Here is a 17731-nt window from a genome sequence, read left to right as displayed (position 1 = left end):
GCAATCGCGCCCGGCATTTCAACCGCCTTGCGCGGAGCGGCGTCGGGGCCGAATGACAGAAAGCGGCAGGATAATACGTTTCGCAGGCCTCTTCAGGTCTGGTATATTGCATACCTGCTGAATCGATGCATGATGCAGACACGCGAACAGAGAGTCGCAGGCGGAGGAGACCGGGATGGAACGTCAGGACGCCCCTGCGGCGAAATGGTGGCAGCTCGCCTTCGGCGTGCTCTGCATGGCGATGATCGCCAACCTTCAATACGGCTGGACGCTGTTCGTCGACCCGATCGACGCGGACCACCATTGGGGAAGGGCCTCGATCCAGCTCGCCTTCACCGTCTTCGTCGCCACCGAGACCTGGCTCGTGCCGGTCGAGGCCTGGTTCGTCGACAATTACGGCCCCAAGGTCGTCGTCGCCTTCGGCGGCGTGATGATCGCCCTGGCTTGGGTGATCAACGCCTACGCGGGATCGCTGCCGGTGCTGTATCTCGGCGCGGTGGTCGGCGGCATCGGCGCCGGGTCGGTCTACGGCACCTGCGTCGGCAACGCGCTGAAGTGGTTCCCGGATCGCCGGGGCTTGGCCGCCGGCGCCACCGCCGCCGGGTTCGGCGCGGGCGCCGCGATCACCGTCGTGCCGATCGCGAAGATGATCGCCTCGAGCGGCTACCAGAGCGCGTTCCTCACCTTCGGCCTGATCCAAGGCGCGGTGGTGGTGTTCCTCTCGATCTTCCTGCGCAAGCCGAGGCATGCCGGGCCGATCCAGCGCCGGCGCCACAACCTGCCGCAGAGCCAGGTCGACCGCACCCCAAGCGAGACCGTGCGCACCCCGGTGTTCTGGGTGATGTACGCGATGTTCGTGATGGTCGCGGCCGGCGGCCTGATGGCGGCGGCGCAGATCGCCCCGATCGCCCACGACTTCCACGTCGCCGACGTGCCGGTGAGCATGCTCGGCCTGACCATGGCGACGCTCACCCTGGCGATCTCGCTCGACCGGATCTTCGACGGGTTCGGCCGGCCGTTCTTCGGCTGGGTCTCCGACCAGATCGGACGCGAGAATACGATGTTCATCGCCTTCTCGACCGCCGCGGTCGCGGTGCTGCTGCTCCTGAGCTACGGCACCACCCCGGCGGTGTTCGTGCTGGCGACCGCCCTCTACTTCGGCGTGTTCGGCGAGATCTACTCGCTGTTCCCTGCCACCTGCGGCGACACGTTCGGCTCGAAGTTCGCCACCAGCAATGCCGGGCTGCTCTACACCGCGAAGGGCACCGCCTCGTTCCTGGTGCCGTTCGGCAGCCTGATCGCCGCGGCGTACGGCTGGTATGCAGTGTTCGGCATGATCGTCGCCCTCAACCTCGCCGCGGCGGCGCTGGCGATCTTCGTCCTGAAGCCGATGCGGAGCCGCTACCTCGCCCTCGACGCCACGCTGCCGGTGCCGAAGGCCGAGCCCGTCCGGATCGCCTGAGGCGGCGGGTCCGTCGCTTCAGGGCCCGCCCCCTTCGACGATCGCTCGATCGACCCGCGCGCGGCGCGGATCCTGCGACCAGCCATCCGGGGCCGAGGCCCCGGAGCGGCCCAACATTCATCCATTCGGGAGGCCGAGATGTCCGCACGCGCCCAAGTCATCGATATGCACACCGCCGACGTCAACATGGCCGAGGCCGACACGCAGCCGGCGCTGACCGACGGCTTCCACCTCGTCATCGACGCGCTCAAGCTCAACGGCATCACCACGATCTACGGGGTGCCCGGCATCCCGATCACCGATCTCGGGCGCCTCGCCCAGGCCGAGGGCATCCGGGTGATCTCGTTCCGGCACGAGCAGCATGCCGGCAACGCGGCCGCGATCGCCGGCTTCCTGACGAAGAAGCCGGGCATCTGCCTCACGGTCTCGGCGCCGGGCTTCCTCAACGGCCTGACGGCGCTCGCCAACGCCACCACCAATTGCTTCCCGATGATCCTGATCTCGGGCTCCTCCGAGCGCGAGATCGTCGACCTGCAGCAGGGCGACTACGAGGAGATGGACCAGCTCGCCATCGCCAAGCCCCTGTGCAAGGCCGCCTTCCGCGTGCTGCACGCCGCCGACATCGGCATCGGCGTCGCGCGCGCGATCCGCGCCGCCTGCTCGGGCAGGCCCGGCGGCGTCTACCTCGACCTGCCGGCCAAGCTGTTCGCGCAGGTGATAGACGCGGAAGCCGGCGCGAAGTCGCTGGTGCAGGTGATCGACCCGGCTCCCGCCCAGATCCCGGCGCCGGAGGCGATCGCGCGCGCGCTCGCGGTGCTGAAAGGCGCCGAGCGCCCCCTGATCATTCTGGGCAAGGGCGCCGCCTACGCGCAGGCCGACGCGGCGATCCGCGAGCTCGTCGAGAGCAGCGGCATTCCCTACGTGCCGATGAGCATGGCCAAGGGCCTCCTGCCCGATACCCATCCCCAGTCGGCCGGCGCGGCGCGCTCGACGGTGCTGAAGGAGGCCGACGTGGTGCTCCTGATCGGCGCCCGCCTGAACTGGCTGCTCTCGCACGGCAAGGGCAAGACCTGGGGCGCGCCGGGCTCGAAGAAGTTCATCCAGATCGACATCGAGCCGCGCGAGATGGACTCGAACGTCGAGATCGTGGCGCCGGTGGTCGGCGACATCGGCTCCTGCGTCGCGGCGCTGCTCGACGGGATGAAGGGCGGCTGGCCGGCGCCGCCCGCCGCCTGGACCGACACGATCAAGGCGAAGAAGGCCGCCAACATCGCCAAGATGGGCCAGCGCCTCCTGAAGAACTCCACGCCGATGGACTTCCACGGCGCGCTCGGCGTGCTGCGCACCGTCATCAGGGAGCGGCCGGACGCGATCCTCGTCAACGAGGGCGCCAACACCCTCGACCTCGCCCGCGGCGTCATCGACATGTACCAGCCGCGCAAGCGCCTCGACGTCGGCACCTGGGGCATCATGGGCATCGGCATGGGCTTCGCCGTGGCGGCGGCCGTCGAGACCGGCAAGCCGGTGCTCGCGGTCGAGGGCGACTCGGCCTTCGGCTTCTCGGGCATGGAGGTCGAGACGATCTGCCGGTACGAGCTGCCGGTCTGCATCGTGGTGTTCAACAACAACGGCATCTACCGCGGCACCGACGTGAACCCCTCGGGCGCCGCCGACGTGGCGCCGACCGTGTTCGTGAAGGACGCGCGCTACGACAAGATGATGGAGGCCTTCGGCGGCGTCGGCGTCCACGTCACGACGCCGGACGCCCTGCGCGAGGCGGTCAACACGGCGATGGATTCGGGGCGGCCGACCCTGATCAACGCGGTCATCGACCCCGCCGCCGGCACGGAGAGCGGCAACATCGGCAGCCTCAACCCGCAGAGCACCGTGAAGCGGAAGTGAGGCGAACAGATCGGGGCTCGTAACCCGTCGATCGACGCCGAGCCCGTCATTCCGGGCTCGGCTTCGCACCCCGGAAATGACGGGCTCGGCGTCAACGGCCTTCCAGGTTCTTCGGCGAGAACACGATGATCGACCCTCGCCTCATCGGCCGGATCGCCTTCGCGCACCGGCTGCCGACGCGGCCGCCGCTGGCGCCGGGGCGGCACGCGCTCGAGCTGTTTGCGCAGCGGGACGCGATCCTGCGGGTGCCGCGTGGCATCGACCCGCGCAGGCCGACGCCGCTCGTGGTGCTGTTCCACGGCGGCGGAGGCAGCGCGGAGAAGATTCTGCCGATGCTGGAGGCGCATGCGGAGACGCGCCGCTTCCTGCTGCTGGCGCCGCAATCGCTGTTCCCGACCTGGGACCTGGTCATCGCCGGCCACGGGCCCGACCGCGAGCGCCTCGAAGCCGCGCTCGCCGAGGTCGGTTCGCGGTTCCTGCTCGATCCGGCGCGGCTGGCCTTCGCGGGGCATTCGGACGGCGGCAGCTACGCCCTCTCATCGGGCCTGACCAACGGCGACGTCGTCACCCACGTCATCGCCTCGTCCGCCGGCTTCCTCAGCGTGCAGGTCCAGGCCGGCGCGCCGCGAATCTTCGTCTCGCACGGCACCCGGGACGCCCAGATCGCGGTCGCCCATGGCGGCCGCAGCCACGCCGCCCAGCTGGAGCGGGCCGGCTACGACGTCACCTACGTTGAGTACGACGGCCCCCACGCCTACGATCCGGCCGTGGTCGCGCAGGCGGTGGCGTTCTTCCTCGGCGAGCCGAGCCCGCCCTGACGTCGCGGCGGATCAGGCCGGCGCGACGGCGAGTTCGCGAGGCGCCGGCGCGTCGGCCCTCGGCCGTTCCGCGTCGGTGAGCAGCGCCGCCACGAGGTCGCCCTGCGAGACGATCCCGACGAGGCGGTCGTCCGGCCCGACCACCGGCAGGTGATGCAGGCCGAGGCCCGACATCTGCAGAACCACCTCGCCGATCGGGCTTTCCGGCCGCAGGGTGACGACCGGGCTGGTCATGATGTCCTCGACGCATCCGTGGGGGGCACGCCCGCGCGATGCGGTCAGGCGCAGGCGGCGTCCGAGCCCGAGTCGCGGGCCGCGCCGGTCCCAGGCCGCCTTGTCGAGGAGGTCGGTCTGCGTGACGATGCCGACCACGCGGGCGCTCTCGTCGGTGACGGGCAGGACCTTGATGTGGTGGCGTCGGAGCAGGGCGAGGGCGTCCATCAGCGGGGCGCCGGGCGCGATGGCGACGACGTCGCGGGTCATGATCGCGGCGCAGTCGGTCTGCCCCGAGCGCCGGCGGTAGGAGCGGATCTGCGCCTGGCGCAGGATCGCCTCGAGGTCGCTCCGGCCGACGTCGAGGAGCTGGTCGAAGTCCTCGAGCGCAGCGTCGAGGTCGGCGGAGGTGAAGCCGAGCGGTGCGGTGGCGGGCTCGGCGCCGATCCGGCCGGGCGAGGCGGCAACCGCGTGATGCGGATAGGGCCGGCCCGTCAGGTTGTTGAACAGCAGCGCCGAGGCCAGCAGCAGCAGCGAGTTCGCGCCGACCGGCCAGAGCACGAAGCCGTAGCCGAGGTCGTGGATCGCCGGGCCGCCGAGGACCGCGGTGAGCGCGACCGCGCCGCTCGGCGGGTGGACGCAGCGCAGCGCCATCATCAGGCCGACAGTGCCGGCGATGGCCAGCGCCGCCGCGGAGACCGGATCGGGCACGAAGGTCGCGACGCTCACGCCGACCAGGGCCGCGACGAGGTTTCCCCCGATGATCGACCACGGCTGCGCCAGAGGGCTCGCGGGCACGGCGAAGAGGAGCACCGCCGAGGCGCCCATCGGCGCGATCAGGACGGGCAGGGCGGTGGTCGGTCCCAGCGCCCAGGCCCCGATGACCCCGGTGACGAGGATGCCGAGCATCGCGCCGAGGGCCGACCGGATGCGCTCGCGGACGCTGAGCGGCGTCGCGGCCGGAACGAACCGGCGCCACAGGGCCTGCATGGATCCGAGCCTTTGCATGTTTCAGCGCCGCGCCACGCCTACACCCACCGAGGCCGTCGTCTTCGCACGGCCGACGGGACGAGGCACGGGTCCCTTCTCCCATGGGGAGAAGGACAGGATGAGGGGCGTGAGCTTTCCGGAGAGGTCACGCCCCTCACCCCAACCCTCTCCCCTTGGCAGAGGGGGCCGTCTGGTGCTTCGCGCGACCCATCCAGTCGTTCTCACGCGAAAACGGCGGAAGCCGCCCCCGCGTCCTGTGGGACCGGAAGCGGCTTCGCAGAGCGTCGGACTGCTCAGACCGCGCGGGCCTGATGCAGCTCCTCGATCTGCTGCTGGGTGTAGCCGAGGTCGACCAGCACCTCGTCGGTGTGCTCGCCGAGCAGCGGCGAGGACTTGATCTCGACCGTCATGTCCGAGAACTTGATCGGGCTTCCGACCGTCAGGTACGAGCCGAGATGCGGATGCGGCACCTCGACGACCGTGCCGCTGGCGCGCAAGGACGGATCGACCGAAATCTCCTTCATCGACATCACCGGGGCGCAGGGGATGTCGAACTTGCGCAGGATGTCGACCGCCTCGAACTTGGTCTTGTCGGCAAGCCACTCCTCGATCGTGCCGAAGATGTCCATGATCTTGTCCTGGCGGGCGGATGCGGTCTTGTAGGCCGGATCGTCGATCCACTCCTCCTTGCCGATCGCCCGGCAGATCGGGGCCCAGGCATGGCCCTGGATCGTGAAGTAGATGTAGGCGTTCGGGTCGGTCTCCCAGCCCTTGCACTTGAGCACCCATCCGGGCTGGCCGCCGCCGCCGGCATTGCCGCCGCGCGGCACCACGTCCGAGAACGTGCCGTGCGGGTACTGCGGGTACTCCTCGAGGTAGCCGAGCGCATCGAGGCGCTGCTGGTCGCGCAGCTTCACGCGGCAGAGGTTCAGCACCGAATCCTGCATCGACACGGCGACCTTCTGGCCCTTGCCGGTCTTGTTCTTCTGGTGGAGCGCGGTGAGGATTCCGATGGCGAGGTGCATGCCGGTGTTGGAATCGCCGAGCGCGGCCGCGCTGACCGTCGGCGGCCCGTCCCAGAACCCAGTGGTCGAGGCGGCGCCGCCGGCGCACTGGGCGACGTTCTCGTAGACCTTGAGGTCCTCGTAGTGGTGGCCGTCGGAGAAGCCCTTCACCGAGGCGACGATCATGCCCGGGTTGAGCTCGTTGATCCGCGGCCAGGAGAAGCCCATCCGGTCGAGGGCGCCGGGGCCGAAATTCTCGACGAGCACGTCGGATTCGGCGATCAGCTTCTCCAGCACCTGCTTGCCCTCGGGCGTCTTGGTGTCGAGGGTCAGCGAACGCTTGTTCGAGTTCAGCATCGTGAAGTAGAGCGCATCCGCGCCCTCGACATGGCGCAGCTGGTTGCGGGTGACGTCGCCGGAGCCGGGGCGCTCGACCTTGATCACGTCGGCGCCGAACCAGGCCAGCAGCTGCGTGCAGGCCGGCCCAGCCTGGACGTGGGTGAAGTCGATGATCTTGATCCCCTCGAGTGGCTTGCTCATCGTCGGCTTTTCCTCTCTTGCGTGGATGGGTGGCGACGCCGACCCTCGATCGGTGCCGCGTTCGGCGAGCGGAGACCGGGCTCTTCTGCGGAGCCTCGATCCGCGGTCACGTTGCTTTCGGCCGGATGCCGTCTTGCTTGCGAAATCCGGCCTTGATCTCGAGGACGTCGGCTGTTCCCGGCGGCGGACCGCCGAACGCCGTCGTCAGGCTTGCAGCTCGGCGAGGCGGCGCCGCATCGCGCGCTCCGCGTTCCAGCGTTCCGTCTCGTCGCGGATCACGGCGGTGATGCCGGTGACGTTCTCGTCAGCGTCGAACAGCATGCTGACCGTGAAGGCGATCGACAGGGCGCGGCCGTCCTTGTGCAGGGCCGGCACCCGCAGCACCTCGGCGCCGTAGCGGGTGACGCCGGTGCGCATGGTCTTGCGGTAGCCCTCCCAGTGCCGGTGCCGGTGGCGATCGGGGGTGATCAGGTCGAGCGATCGCCCGAGCGCCTCCTCCGGCGTGAACCCGAAGATGCGCTCGGCGGCAGCGTTCCACACCACGATCGCCCCCTCCGGATCCGAGACCACGATCGCGTCGCCGGCATTCGAGACCAGTTGTTCGAAGTCGATCGCCTCAGACATGAAGGACGCTCATCAATCCTGGACCCGTCGTCCACCGCCGATCGTCGATCCGCGAGGGTCGTCGTCGGTCGCGCGGGCCGCGGAGCACGCGACGACGCGGACCCTGATCGGGATCGAGGTCAGCGGTCGGGAATTCGGCCGGGCATGGAAGCTCTCCCTGCGGCGGAGCCGGGCCACGCTCGCAATCGCCGAGACGATCCGTCGAGAGCTCGATTCCTTATTTGGTATTTGGTATGCCAGAGCAGAAATCGCGTCAAGGCACGCGATGCCCGCGCCGCCTCGCTTCGGTTTCAAATCGCGGATCTGTCAGCCGACCGGGCTCGAACCACGGAACGCCGGTGCCGATCGCAACATTCGGCAGCACAGGGAGCAATGCGATGACGCCGGCGCCGAGCATCACGATCAGCCAGGTCGGCGATTACGTCTTCACGGTGGATTTCGGCAAAGCATTGCCGGCCTTGCGCGTGGATGAGGCGGAGCCGATCGGCGGCGGGACCGGCCCCCATCCGGAACAGCTGCTGATCGCCGGCGTGGCGAACTGCCTGTGCGCCAGCCTGGTCTTCGCGCTGGGGAAGTTCCGCCAGGACGGCAAGGGCGTGTCCGCGGAAGCCACCTGCCGGATCGCGCGCAACGAGGCGGACCGCCTTCGGATCGTCGGCGTCGACGTGCGGATCGCGCTCGGCGCCGCAGCCGCCGACATGCCGCGGATCCACCGGGTGCTCGACCAGTTCCAGCGGTTCTGCACGGTGTCGGAGAGCGTGAAGCTCGGCATTCCCATCGCCGTCTCGGTGCACGACGGCACCGGCACGGCGTTGACCTGACGGCGGCCCCGCGAAGCGGGAGCGCGGCGCCCACCACGAGAGGAGATGCGATGTCGGACATGCACAGGGCGGGCGCCGAGGCGCCGGAGGCGTTGGCCCGCCTGTTCAACCAGCGCGCCAATGCCGGCGACGTCGAGGGGCTCGTCGCACTCTACGAGCCCGATGCGGTGCTCGCCGCGGGCCGCATCGTCGCCACCGGGCACGCGGAGATCCGCGCCTTCTACGCCGACCTGCTGTCCCGGCGCTCGGACTTCCCGGCCGCGGACGTGCTGCCGCCGCTGCGCAACGGGCCGATCGCGATGACGTTCGCGCGGCTGCCCAACGGCACGATCTCCGCGGAGACCGCGCGCGAGCAGGCGGACGGGACGTGGCGCTGGGTGATCGACCAGCTGAAGATCAAGCCGTCCGAAGGTCAGGCCCGGTAATACGCGCGATACCACCGCACGAACCGCTCGACGCCGGCCTCGATCGGGGTCGACGGCGCGAAGCCGACGGCGGCGGAGAGGTCGTCCACGTCGGCGAAGGTCGCCGGCACGTCGCCGGCCTGCATCGGCAGCATCCGCCGGACCGCCTTCACGCCGAGGCAGCCTTCCAGCACGTCGATCAGGTGGAGCAGCTGCACCGGCTGGTTGTTGCCAATATTGTAGAGCCGGTAGGGCGCGGCGCTCGTGCCCGGGTCGGGGCGTGCACCGTCCCAGCCCGGGTTCGGCGCGGCGATGCGCTCGCCGATCCGCACCACCCCGTCGACCACGTCGTCGACGTAGGTGAAGTCGCGCTGCATCAGCCCGTTGTTGAACACCGAGATCGGCTCGCCTGCGAGGATCGCCCGGGTGAACAGGAACAACGCCATGTCGGGCCGGTACCAGGGGCCGTAGACCGTGAAGAAGCGCAGGCCCGTGGTCGGCAGACCGTAGAGGTGGCTGTAGGAATGGGCGAACAGCTCGTTCGCCTTCTTGGTCGCCGCGTACAGGCTGACCGGGTGGTCGACGTTGTCGTGGATCGAGAACGGCATCTTGGTGAGCGCGCCGTAGACCGAGCTCGACGAGGCGTAGACGAGGTGCGCGCAGCCGTGATGGCGGCAACCTTCGAGGATGTTCAGGAATCCGTCGACGTTGCTGCGCGCGTAGGCGCGCGGGTTCTCGAGCGAGTAGCGCACGCCCGCCTGCGCCGCGAGGTGGACCACGAGCCGAAAGCGGTGCTCGGCGAACAGCGCATCGACGGCATCGGCCTCGGCGATGTCGAGCTTCAGGAAGCGGAAGTTCGGATGGGCCTCGAGCCGTGCGAGCCGCGCCTGTTTCAGGCCGACGTCGTAATAGGCGTTGAGGTTGTCGATGCCGATCACCGGCCGGCCGGCCGCGAGGTAGCGCTCGGCGACGTGGTACCCGATGAACCCGGCCGCCCCGGTGATCAGTACCGGATCCATGAGCGTCCCCCTTCGTGCGGCCGCATCCGCGGTCCGAAGCTGCGCCTCCCTAGACCATTTCCAGCGCTTGGTGGATGCCGTCGCGGAACGGGATCGATGTCGCGTCCGACACGGGGAACCGCGCCGGCGGCGGCCTGCGCGGAGCGCGTCCGCACGGGGGTGGAATACCGAGTTCGATCATCAACCGTGAGTAGAGCGAGCCGATCGGATCGTCGCGCCCGCGGAATCGCTTCCCGGCGGAGGAACCCCGACGCGACGGCGACGGTTCACCAGCGTACGCCGACGCCGAATCGGGCAGCGGCGCCGTTCGAGGCGGAGGCTCCGCCTCCGCAGACGACCCAAGGACTTCCCCAATGAAGAAACTGTTCCTGATCGCCGCGTCGCTGACGCTCATGTCCGCGACCGCCTTCGCCCAGGGGAACTCCCCCTACAACTCGTCCGGCTCCCAGGCCGGCGGCCCGCGCGGCGGCATGGAGCGTGCGATGGGTGCGCCGGGCGGCACGCCGGAGATGGGCTCGTCGATGCGCCCCGGCATGCGCCCGATGGCCCGTCCGATGATGCGCCACCAGCGCCGCCACCGCATGATGCATCACCGTCGCCACCGCATGTGATCGGTTCGACGTTCGCGTGAAAGGCCGCCCGAGAGGGCGGCCTTTTTCGTTTCCGGGATCGCTTTCCGGCCGGCATCGACCGGAGGTCGGCCGAAAAAGTCACGGGGCGGCGAGCGCCGGGCGCTGGTCGGCGCAGATGCCCCCAGCCCTTGTGTAACCCCATCGCCTGGTGCGCCTCCCGGTCGGCCGCGCTTCGGTGCCCGGCAACGGCCGCGCAGAGGCAGCTACCCTTGGCCGCGAAGGTGACGATCAGCGTCGTGAACGGCTTGTCAGGGGGCGCCCATGCCGCGGTCTCGGCGTCGGTCACGACGCGGCGGGCATTCTCCGCGACGTCGCGGTGGACGCCGCGATCGGGAAAGGCGTCGCCCTGCAGGCCCTGCATCTGACGACGCCGGTGTCGCCCGATCAGGCGTCGAATTCCACCGACGCGTGGTGTCGGGCAGAGGCGCGATCGGTCCCCATCCCCGATCGCCGGCCGGCTTTCGAACGCGCATGCACGGAACCGGGCTTCGCTTTCGCGACGCCGCGGAGTCGCGCATCCTAGGTTCGAATTCACCTCCCCTTAACCGGATGCGGACATCACTCCTACGGATAGGGATCCGTCTTCGTGCCGCGGTGAATCATGAAATTGTCGATCGGTACGAAGATCCACGCGATCACGGTGATCTGCGTGCTGGGGCTGATCAGCCTCATCGCCCTCTCGGTCATCGAACTCCGCGACGAGGTGACGAACAGCCGGGCGGTCAAGACGCAGCAGCTGGTCGAGGTCGCCGCCGGCGTGCTCGAGCATTTCGAGGGGGAGGCGCGGTCCGGCCGGATGACCGAAGCGACCGCCAGGCGGTCGGCGCTCGAGGGCGTACGGAACCTGCGATACGGCGCGAACGAATACTTCTACATCATCGACGACCAGGTGCGGATGGTGATGCATCCGATCAAGCCGGCTCTCGACGGCACGGATCTCGCCGCGCTGAAGGATCCGGTGGGCAAGGCCCTGTTCGTCGAGATGGCCGACGTGGCACGGAGACGGGGGGCCGGCTTCGTGTCCTACATGTGGCCGAAACCCGGGGCCGAGCAGCCCGTCGACAAGATCTCGTTCGTGAAGCGCTTCGAGCCGTGGGGCTGGATCATCGGCTCGGGCGTCTACGCCGACGACACGCTGGCCCACCTCAAGGCCCTCGTGATCAAGCTGTCGCTCGGCCTCGGCGGCATCGCGCTGCTGGTCGGCAGCGCCGCCTTCCTCATCGGGCGGCAGGTCACCCGCCCGATCTACGGGCTCACCGACACGATGAGCCGGCTCGCCCGCGGCGCGACCGCCGTGGACATTCCGGGGATCGCGCGCCGCGACGAGATCGGCGAGATGGCCCGGGCGGTCGACGTCTTCCGCCAGAACGGGATCGAGCGCCTCGCCCTGGAAGCCCAAAAGGTCGCGGAGCAATCCGCCCGGCAGCGCCGGGCCGACCGGGTCGACCAGCTCGTGGTCGATTTCGACCGGACGATCGCGGGCGCGATCGGCATCGTCACCTCGGCCGCGACCGAGCTCGACGCGACCGCCCGCTCGATGACCCAGGTGGCCGACGCCACCAGCAACCAGGCCCTGGCATCCAGTGCGGCGGCGGAGGAGACCTCGGCGAACGTCCAGACGGTCGCCGCCGCCGCCGAGGAGATGGTCGCCTCGCTTCGGGAGATCGAGCGCCAGGTGCAGGAATCGAACGCGGTCGCCGCCACCGCATCCCGCGAGGCGCGCGCCACCGACGCCGCGATGGCGACGCTGTCGGAGGCGGCGGAACGGATCGGCGAGGCCGTGGCCACCATCACCGCGATCGCCGGGCAGACCAACCTGCTGGCCTTGAACGCGACGATCGAGGCGGCGCGGGCCGGGGAGGCGGGCCGCGGCTTCGCGGTGGTCGCCGCCGAGGTCAAGGCGCTGGCCGGCCAGACCGCGCGGGCGACGGACGAGATCGGCGGCCAGATCCTGGCGATCCAGAACGCCAGCAGCCAGGCGGCCGCGACCATCTGGCAGGTCGGACAGACCATCGTGTCGGTCAACGCGATCACCGGCACCATCGCGTCCACCGTCGTCGAGCAGACGGCCGCGACCGACGAGATTTCCCGCAACGCCGTCGAGGCGGCGCACGGGACGCAGGACGTCTCGCGGAACGTGGCGCAGGTGCTGGCCTCGGCCGGGGAGACCGGGACCGCCGCCCAGCAGGTGACGATGGCGGCCAACGAGCTGGCCACGCAATCGGTGAACGTGCAGCGCGAGGTCGAGGCGTTCCTGTCGGCCATCCGCACGGCCTGATCGACGGCGATCGATCGGATTCGGACGCAGGGCGATCCGCGTCCGTCGGGCCCGAACCCGGCGGAGCGTGCGGTCGCGATCACGAAACCCCGAGCTGGGCGCCGCGGCCGGAGCGGTTAACACCCCGGTAACCATAACCTTCGAGAACCGGGCCCTGAACGGCGGCGGGCTCGCCCATGCGCCCTGGCCGAGTTCGAAGGAGCAACGACCATGGCCCCCGGTTACGTGATCGCCGCCTGTCTGGAAGGCGCCGGAGCCATCGGGATCGTCGTGGCGCTGTTCCGCCTTCACCGGGAGCAACGTGCCAAAGCCGCCGAGCTCGCCCGCTTCCTGCGGTCCGGGCAGGTCCCGGATGTGCCGCTGCCGAAGCCTCGACCGGCTGCCACCGCCCGCCCGGCGCCTGCCATCCGGCTCGGCGCGACGATGCGGCCGCCCGAGCCGATCGATCCCTCCGACGCGCTGCTCGCCCTTCGAAGCGCGTTCGGCGCCTCGGTGCGTTGACGCCGCGCGCTCCGCGCTCGCCTCAGCGCAGCAGGGCGTCGAGACCGAAGCCGCCGAAGACCACGAAGGCGAGCGTCATCAGGAACTTGAGGTCGTCGATCGTCTCGGTCGTGGCCGCCGCCCGCACGTGCTCGAACGCTGAAGACCGGGTCAGCCCGGCCTCCTCACCCTCCGCCGTCGCGCGATTTCGAGCGAATCGATTCAGGCTTTCTTAACCGGCCGTCCCGGACTTCTCGGAGACGTGCTTCACGCCTCGTTAAGGCCTCTGACATTCGTCAGGCCGCCGTCAACCATGTTCCCGCCGCGGCGGCTCGCCGGAACCCGAGCCGCATCCCGCTCGTTAGGTACGCGGAACCTGCCTCCACGTTGAGGTGCCGCGACGACCGCTCGGCCCGCGCCTTTCCCGGCAGGCGGGCCTTTTTCATGGACGTCCGGTCGCTTGGCGGCAGCCCGTCCCGATCGGAGCCCCGTGATGCGCAACCTCCTCCTCACCCTCATCGTGCTCGCCGCCGGCTTCGTCCTCGTCGCGATGTACATCGCGCCGACCCAGCCCGGCCTGCGCACTTGGTATCGCGACAACGCCTGCGTCCACCTGGACAAGGTGAGCCCGCAGATCTGCGCGCCCATCCGTCAGGCCGAGGGCAGCGACAAGGTCTGACCCCCGGATGTCGGCCCTGCGTCGCGCCGTCGATTGGACGTTCCGCGACCGGAACACCGGCGCGATCGTGATTGGACAATGGCCCAATCTGCCGCTCTGGTTGTTCCTCGGATTGTCTGCCGCGCGATGGCTGCTCGCGCCGAACGCTGACGGCGGGCAGAATGACGTCGGGATGTGGCTTCGGATCGCGTCCGGCGCGGCGCTCGCCTGGTGGGCGGCGGACGAGATCCTGCGCGGCGTGAATCCCTGGCGCCGCCTGCTCGGTGTGATCGCGTTGGCCGGTTTGGCGGTCTCCGCGGTGTTCGGCTGATCCAGGGCAGCTTCGGAGCGAGGCCGCGCCGGCATTCACGCCATTTCGTAATTTCTACGCAGCATCGAAACTTGTCGTTGCGTGCACAACGAATTCCGTGAATACGGTTTCGACCGATGGGTCCGTTCGCGCTCGCGTGTGACTATGCGAACAGAAGCCGGAAATCTGGGCGGGCGAAACCGATGACCAACCTGGGAACCACGCGCCGCCTGCAGGACGGCCCGCATCCGTCGAACGGCCTGCAGGTCCTGGGCAAGATCGCCGCCGTGCTCGCGATCCCGGTCCAGGATTTCTTCCGCGACGAGGTGCAGGCCTCCAGCGCCGCGACGCCCTCGGCGGCCGAGTGCGATCTGCTGATGACGGCGTTCCTGCGGGTGCGCGATCCCGAGATCCGGAACCGCATCGTCGGCATGCTGCGGGCGTATTCCGGCAACTGATCGCGGCGTCAGAGTTCGGCCGAATCGCGGGAGAGCTCGCTCCGCAGGCGCCGTGCCGCTTCGAGCAATGCGCTTATCGCGCCGCCTGCGCGGACGGGGCAGGTCGATCCGCACCTCCGCCGACACCCGGCCGGGCTTGCCGGCCAGCACCACCACCCGGTCGGCCAGCGTCACCGCCTCGTCGATGTCGTGGGTCACGAACAGCACCGTCTTGCCGGTGGCGGCCTGGATGCGCTGCACCTCATCCTGGAGACCCTCGCGGGTGAAGCTGTCGAGGGCGGAGAACGGCTCGTCCATGAGCAGCACGTCCGGGTCGACCGCGAGCGCACGGGCGATGGCGACGCGCTGGCGCTGCCCGCCCGAGAGCTGGTGCGGCCAGCGCTGGGCGAGATCGTCGAGCCCGACGAGGGCCAGCATATCGGCGGCCTTGGCCCGACGCTGGGAACGCGACAGGCCGCTGTTCTCCAGGCCGAAGGCGACGTTGTCGACGACCCGCCGCCACGGCAGCAGGCGTGCATCCTGGAACACCAGGGCCATCGGCGTGCGGCAGCCGGGCCGCGTCGCCAGCTCGACCGTGCCCGAGCTCGGCGCGGCGAGGCCGATCAGCACCCGCAAGAGCGTCGACTTGCCGACGCCGGATTCGCCGACGATCACCAGGAACTCGCCGCGCGCGACGGTGAGGTCGAGGTCCGACAGGATGACGTTGCGCGTGCCCCCGCGCGCGTAGGCGAGGCTCAAAGCCCGGAAGGCGATGATCGGGTCGCGCATGGCGGTGTCGGCCTGGGTCGCCATGCGCTCAGGCCCGCCAGCGCAGGAGCCAGCCCTGCAGGGCGACGAACGCCGAATCGAACAATCCGTAGAGCCCGGCCATGGTGAGCATGTAGACGACCACGATGTCGGTGGAGAGCAGGCTCGAGGCCTGCATCATCCGCTGCCCGACGCCCGGCACGCCGAAGATCTCCGCCGCGACCACCGCCATCCAGGCTTGGCCGAGCGCCGTGCGCAGGCCGACGAGGATGCCCGGCGTCGCCGCCGGCAGCAGGATCTTGGTCAGACGTGCGGGGGCCGAGCGGAAGCCGAAGGCCTGTGCCACCTCAATCAGGTCGCGGTCGACGCCGCGCACGGCGCCCTGCGTCGCGAAGAAGACGATCCAGAACACGCCGATGGCGATGATGAACACGGCCGCCGACGGCTCGACGCCGAACCAGATGATGGCGAACGGCACCCAGGCGAGGCCCGGGATCGGCCGCAGCAGACGCACAACCCAGGCGGTCGCGGCCTCGAACGTCCGCGACATGCCGCCGACGAGGCCGAGCGCGATCCCGGCGCCCGCGCCGACGGCGAGGCCGACGAGGTAGTGGCTCAGGCTCGACGCCACCGCCTCGAACCACACCCCGAGCTCGATCTCGCGCAGGAACGCGGCCGGGATCGTGCTCGGCGGCGGCAGGAAGGCCGGGTTGATCAGCCCGAGCCGGGGCGCCGCCTCCCAGACCAGGAGGAAGGCGGCGAGCCCGAGGGCCGACAGCAGGATCGCGCGGAGGACGGTCAGCGCGCGATCGCCTTCTCGTAGAAGCCCGGCACGAACAGGCCGTCGATCGGCACGTCCTTGTCGAGGGTGCCGATGCTCACCTGATAGGCCTGCATCTTCCGCGTCGCCTCGACGATCACCCGCGGGTCGGCGGTGAACTTCGCCGCCGGCGAGGACAACGCCTTCCGGATCGTGGCGAGATCGGTGATGCCCTTGCCGAGCGCCTTCTCGACCGGCGGCGCGGCGCGGGCCGGATCGGTCTTGAGCAGGTCGGTCGCCTTCACCAGCACGTCGACGAGGCCCTGCACCGCGGCCGGGTTCCTGTCGGCGAAGGCGCCCGAGACGGCGACCACGGTGCCGGGCTGGTCGGGGAACATCTCGGCGCCGGTGGCGATCAGGGCGATCGCCGGGTTGCGCTGCTGGACGATCGTCAGCGCCGGCTCGCGGATCGAGGCGCCGTCGACGGCGCCGGCGAGCAGAGCCTGCTGCGTCGCGTCGATGCCCATGGCGACGACCTCGGCGTTCGTCTTGTCGGTCTTGGCCACCTGCCAGAGCCAGTGCTGCAGCGTGGTGTTCGGCACCGAGCCCGGCGGCTGGGTCGCGAGGCGGGCGGCGCGGCCCTCCTTCTCCCGGTAGCGGCGGAAGGCCTCCGCCTTGTCGGCGGTCGCCGCGAAGTAGGGCGCGAGCTTGGGGCCTGCGACGAACACCATCTCCTCGACCGCGGTCGCGGCGACCACGCGCACGTCGATGTTCTTGGTGCGCGCCACCGCCAGCGGCGCGATGCCCGCGACGTAGACGTCGATGGTGCCGGAGGCCAGCGCCTGGATCATGTTCGGCCCGGACTCGAAGGTGGTGAATCCCGGCTTGAGCCCGGCGGCCTCGAGCCAGCCCTCTCCGTTGGCGACGAAGATCGGCGCCGCGCCGATCACCGGGATCACGCCGATGCGGACGGGCACCGGCGCGGTCTGCGCCGTCGCGGAGCCCGCCCCGAGGGCGTCCGCCCCGAACGCGAGCAGGCCCGCAGCGAGGATCGTACGGCGATTGGGGAACTGACGCATGGGCTCGGGATTTCCGGGCTCGGGAGCGGAGCGGCTTCGGCCGCTCCCATGCCACAGGCCGGCGAAAGTGCAAATCGGCGCGCCGAAAACGCCATCCGCCCTCGCTCGCGCGTGGCAAGCACTTCGATTGCGACCACATGGTTACGAAGGATGAAGCCGCGCAAAATCGCCTAGGTATTCCAATGCAACTTTCAGATGCTGGAAAACGGCTCTGTACTCATAGAAAGCGTGTCTGAGAGATATCCACAGAGTCGAATTTTATTGCCATTCATTTCTGTATAAGGCATCCATCCTTTCCACCAGAGAAGTCTGCCTTGGGGATGATCGTCGCGATGCTCAGCTTCGCTTGCCTGACCTGCGGCGTTGGCCTTGCCCGCATGTCGACGCGCGACCCGGATCGGGCGCCGATCCTGGAACGATGGAGCGGGCTCTGCCTGCTCGCCGGCCTCGCCCTGCTCGGAGCCGCCCTGCCGCTCTTCCGCTGACGTTGCGGCGCGGCCGGAACAGGCCGGTCCGGCTCCCGTTGTCACGC

The 17731-nt window shown here is 69.7% G+C and carries 18 protein-coding genes and 1 pseudogene; 12 read left to right on the top strand and 7 right to left on the bottom strand.

From position 1 onward, the window contains the following. Nucleotides 1-175 precede the first annotated feature (175 nt). From oxlT to MKK70_RS18750, 3 genes are all read left to right on the top strand, one after another. Nucleotides 176-1462: an oxalate/formate MFS antiporter gene (oxlT, locus tag MKK70_RS18760; RefSeq protein ID WP_147726225.1), complete on the top strand. Its 1287-nt coding sequence runs from the start codon at nucleotides 176-178 to the stop codon at nucleotides 1460-1462. Nucleotides 1463-1600: 138 nt separating this feature from the next. Then, complete coding sequence (oxc, locus tag MKK70_RS18755) at nucleotides 1601-3364, top strand: oxalyl-CoA decarboxylase (RefSeq protein WP_243949316.1); 1764 nt, start codon at nucleotides 1601-1603, stop codon at nucleotides 3362-3364. Between the two features lie 125 nt (nucleotides 3365-3489). Then, the gene (locus MKK70_RS18750; protein ID WP_147726227.1) at nucleotides 3490-4182 is read left to right on the top strand and encodes an alpha/beta hydrolase; all 693 of its coding nucleotides are present in this window, start codon (nucleotides 3490-3492) and stop codon (nucleotides 4180-4182) included. 12 nt (nucleotides 4183-4194) lie between these two features. Here MKK70_RS18750 and MKK70_RS18745 read toward each other — a convergent pair whose 3' ends face one another. The 3 genes from MKK70_RS18745 to MKK70_RS18735 form a co-directional block, all read right to left on the bottom strand. Next, a complete protein-coding gene (locus tag MKK70_RS18745) occupies nucleotides 4195-5385 on the bottom strand; it encodes an HPP family protein (protein WP_147726228.1) in 1191 nt (396 codons plus the stop codon). A 293-nt stretch (nucleotides 5386-5678) separates the two neighbouring features. After that, nucleotides 5679-6929, bottom strand: a complete 1251-nt coding sequence (frc, locus tag MKK70_RS18740; RefSeq protein WP_147726229.1) for a formyl-CoA transferase — start codon at nucleotides 6927-6929, stop codon at nucleotides 5679-5681. Nucleotides 6930-7133: 204 nt separating this feature from the next. Beyond that, on the bottom strand, nucleotides 7134-7553 hold the full coding sequence (locus tag MKK70_RS18735; RefSeq protein ID WP_147726230.1) for a PAS domain-containing protein: 420 nt from the start codon (nucleotides 7551-7553) through the stop codon (nucleotides 7134-7136). A 377-nt stretch (nucleotides 7554-7930) separates the two neighbouring features. On the opposite strand from MKK70_RS18735, the gene MKK70_RS18730 reads away from it, so the two are divergent. Together MKK70_RS18730 and MKK70_RS18725 are read left to right on the top strand one after the other, a co-directional pair. Further along, entirely contained in the window at nucleotides 7931-8374 is a 444-nt protein-coding gene (locus tag MKK70_RS18730; RefSeq protein WP_147726231.1) for an OsmC family protein, read from the top strand. Between the two features lie 50 nt (nucleotides 8375-8424). After that, a complete protein-coding gene (locus tag MKK70_RS18725) occupies nucleotides 8425-8799 on the top strand; it encodes a YybH family protein (RefSeq protein WP_147726232.1) in 375 nt (124 codons plus the stop codon). On the opposite strand, the gene MKK70_RS18720 is transcribed toward MKK70_RS18725, so the two are convergent. After that, nucleotides 8787-9797, bottom strand: a complete 1011-nt coding sequence (locus tag MKK70_RS18720; RefSeq protein WP_147726233.1) for an NAD-dependent epimerase — start codon at nucleotides 9795-9797, stop codon at nucleotides 8787-8789. The two genes, MKK70_RS18725 and MKK70_RS18720, sit on opposite strands and share 13 nt — an antisense overlap. A 353-nt stretch (nucleotides 9798-10150) precedes the next feature. Between MKK70_RS18720 and MKK70_RS18715 the strand changes: the two genes are divergently transcribed. The 6 genes from MKK70_RS18715 (at nucleotide 10151) to MKK70_RS18690 (ending at nucleotide 14613) form a co-directional block, all read left to right on the top strand. Next, nucleotides 10151-10408, top strand: coding sequence for a hypothetical protein (locus MKK70_RS18715; RefSeq protein WP_147726234.1), 258 nt, complete (start codon nucleotides 10151-10153; stop codon nucleotides 10406-10408). 622 nt (nucleotides 10409-11030) lie between these two features. Then, nucleotides 11031-12707, top strand: a complete 1677-nt coding sequence (locus MKK70_RS18710) for a methyl-accepting chemotaxis protein (RefSeq protein WP_243949315.1) — start codon at nucleotides 11031-11033, stop codon at nucleotides 12705-12707. A gap of 210 nt (nucleotides 12708-12917) precedes the next feature. Further along, complete coding sequence (locus tag MKK70_RS18705) at nucleotides 12918-13208, top strand: hypothetical protein (RefSeq protein WP_243949314.1); 291 nt, start codon at nucleotides 12918-12920, stop codon at nucleotides 13206-13208. Nucleotides 13209-13680: 472 nt separating this feature from the next. Next, entirely contained in the window at nucleotides 13681-13866 is a 186-nt protein-coding gene (locus MKK70_RS18700) for a hypothetical protein (RefSeq protein WP_147726923.1), read from the top strand. Between the two features lie 16 nt (nucleotides 13867-13882). After that, nucleotides 13883-14176 (top strand): hypothetical protein, encoded by a 294-nt coding sequence (locus MKK70_RS18695; RefSeq protein WP_147726936.1) that lies wholly within the window; start codon nucleotides 13883-13885, stop codon nucleotides 14174-14176. A 182-nt stretch (nucleotides 14177-14358) separates the two neighbouring features. Then, entirely contained in the window at nucleotides 14359-14613 is a 255-nt protein-coding gene (locus MKK70_RS18690; protein WP_147840993.1) for a hypothetical protein, read from the top strand. Nucleotides 14614-14621: 8 nt separating this feature from the next. Here the strand turns inward: MKK70_RS18690 and MKK70_RS18685 are convergent. The 3 genes and pseudogenes from MKK70_RS18685 to MKK70_RS18675 all read right to left on the bottom strand — a co-directional run bounded on the left by MKK70_RS18685 (nucleotide 14622) and on the right by MKK70_RS18675 (nucleotide 17199). Then, nucleotides 14622-15381: pseudogene (locus MKK70_RS18685) on the bottom strand (ABC transporter ATP-binding protein). 28 nt (nucleotides 15382-15409) lie between these two features. Beyond that, nucleotides 15410-16162 (bottom strand): ABC transporter permease, encoded by a 753-nt coding sequence (locus tag MKK70_RS18680; RefSeq protein ID WP_243949360.1) that lies wholly within the window; start codon nucleotides 16160-16162, stop codon nucleotides 15410-15412. Beyond that, on the bottom strand, nucleotides 16159-17199 hold the full coding sequence (locus tag MKK70_RS18675) for an ABC transporter substrate-binding protein (protein ID WP_243949313.1): 1041 nt from the start codon (nucleotides 17197-17199) through the stop codon (nucleotides 16159-16161). Before MKK70_RS18675 ends, MKK70_RS18680 begins: the two co-directional genes overlap by 4 nt. Before the next feature lie 332 nt (nucleotides 17200-17531). Between MKK70_RS18675 and MKK70_RS18670 the strand changes: the two genes are divergently transcribed. Continuing rightward, on the top strand, nucleotides 17532-17684 hold the full coding sequence (locus tag MKK70_RS18670) for a hypothetical protein (RefSeq protein WP_187274661.1): 153 nt from the start codon (nucleotides 17532-17534) through the stop codon (nucleotides 17682-17684). Nucleotides 17685-17731: the final 47 nt, after the last annotated feature.

The organism is Methylobacterium sp. E-041, from assembly GCF_022829665.1.
In the GTDB taxonomy this organism is placed as follows: domain Bacteria; phylum Pseudomonadota; class Alphaproteobacteria; order Rhizobiales; family Beijerinckiaceae; genus Methylobacterium.
Note: the sequence above shows the minus strand (reverse complement) of the source record. Positions and strands in the feature narration are given on the sequence as shown.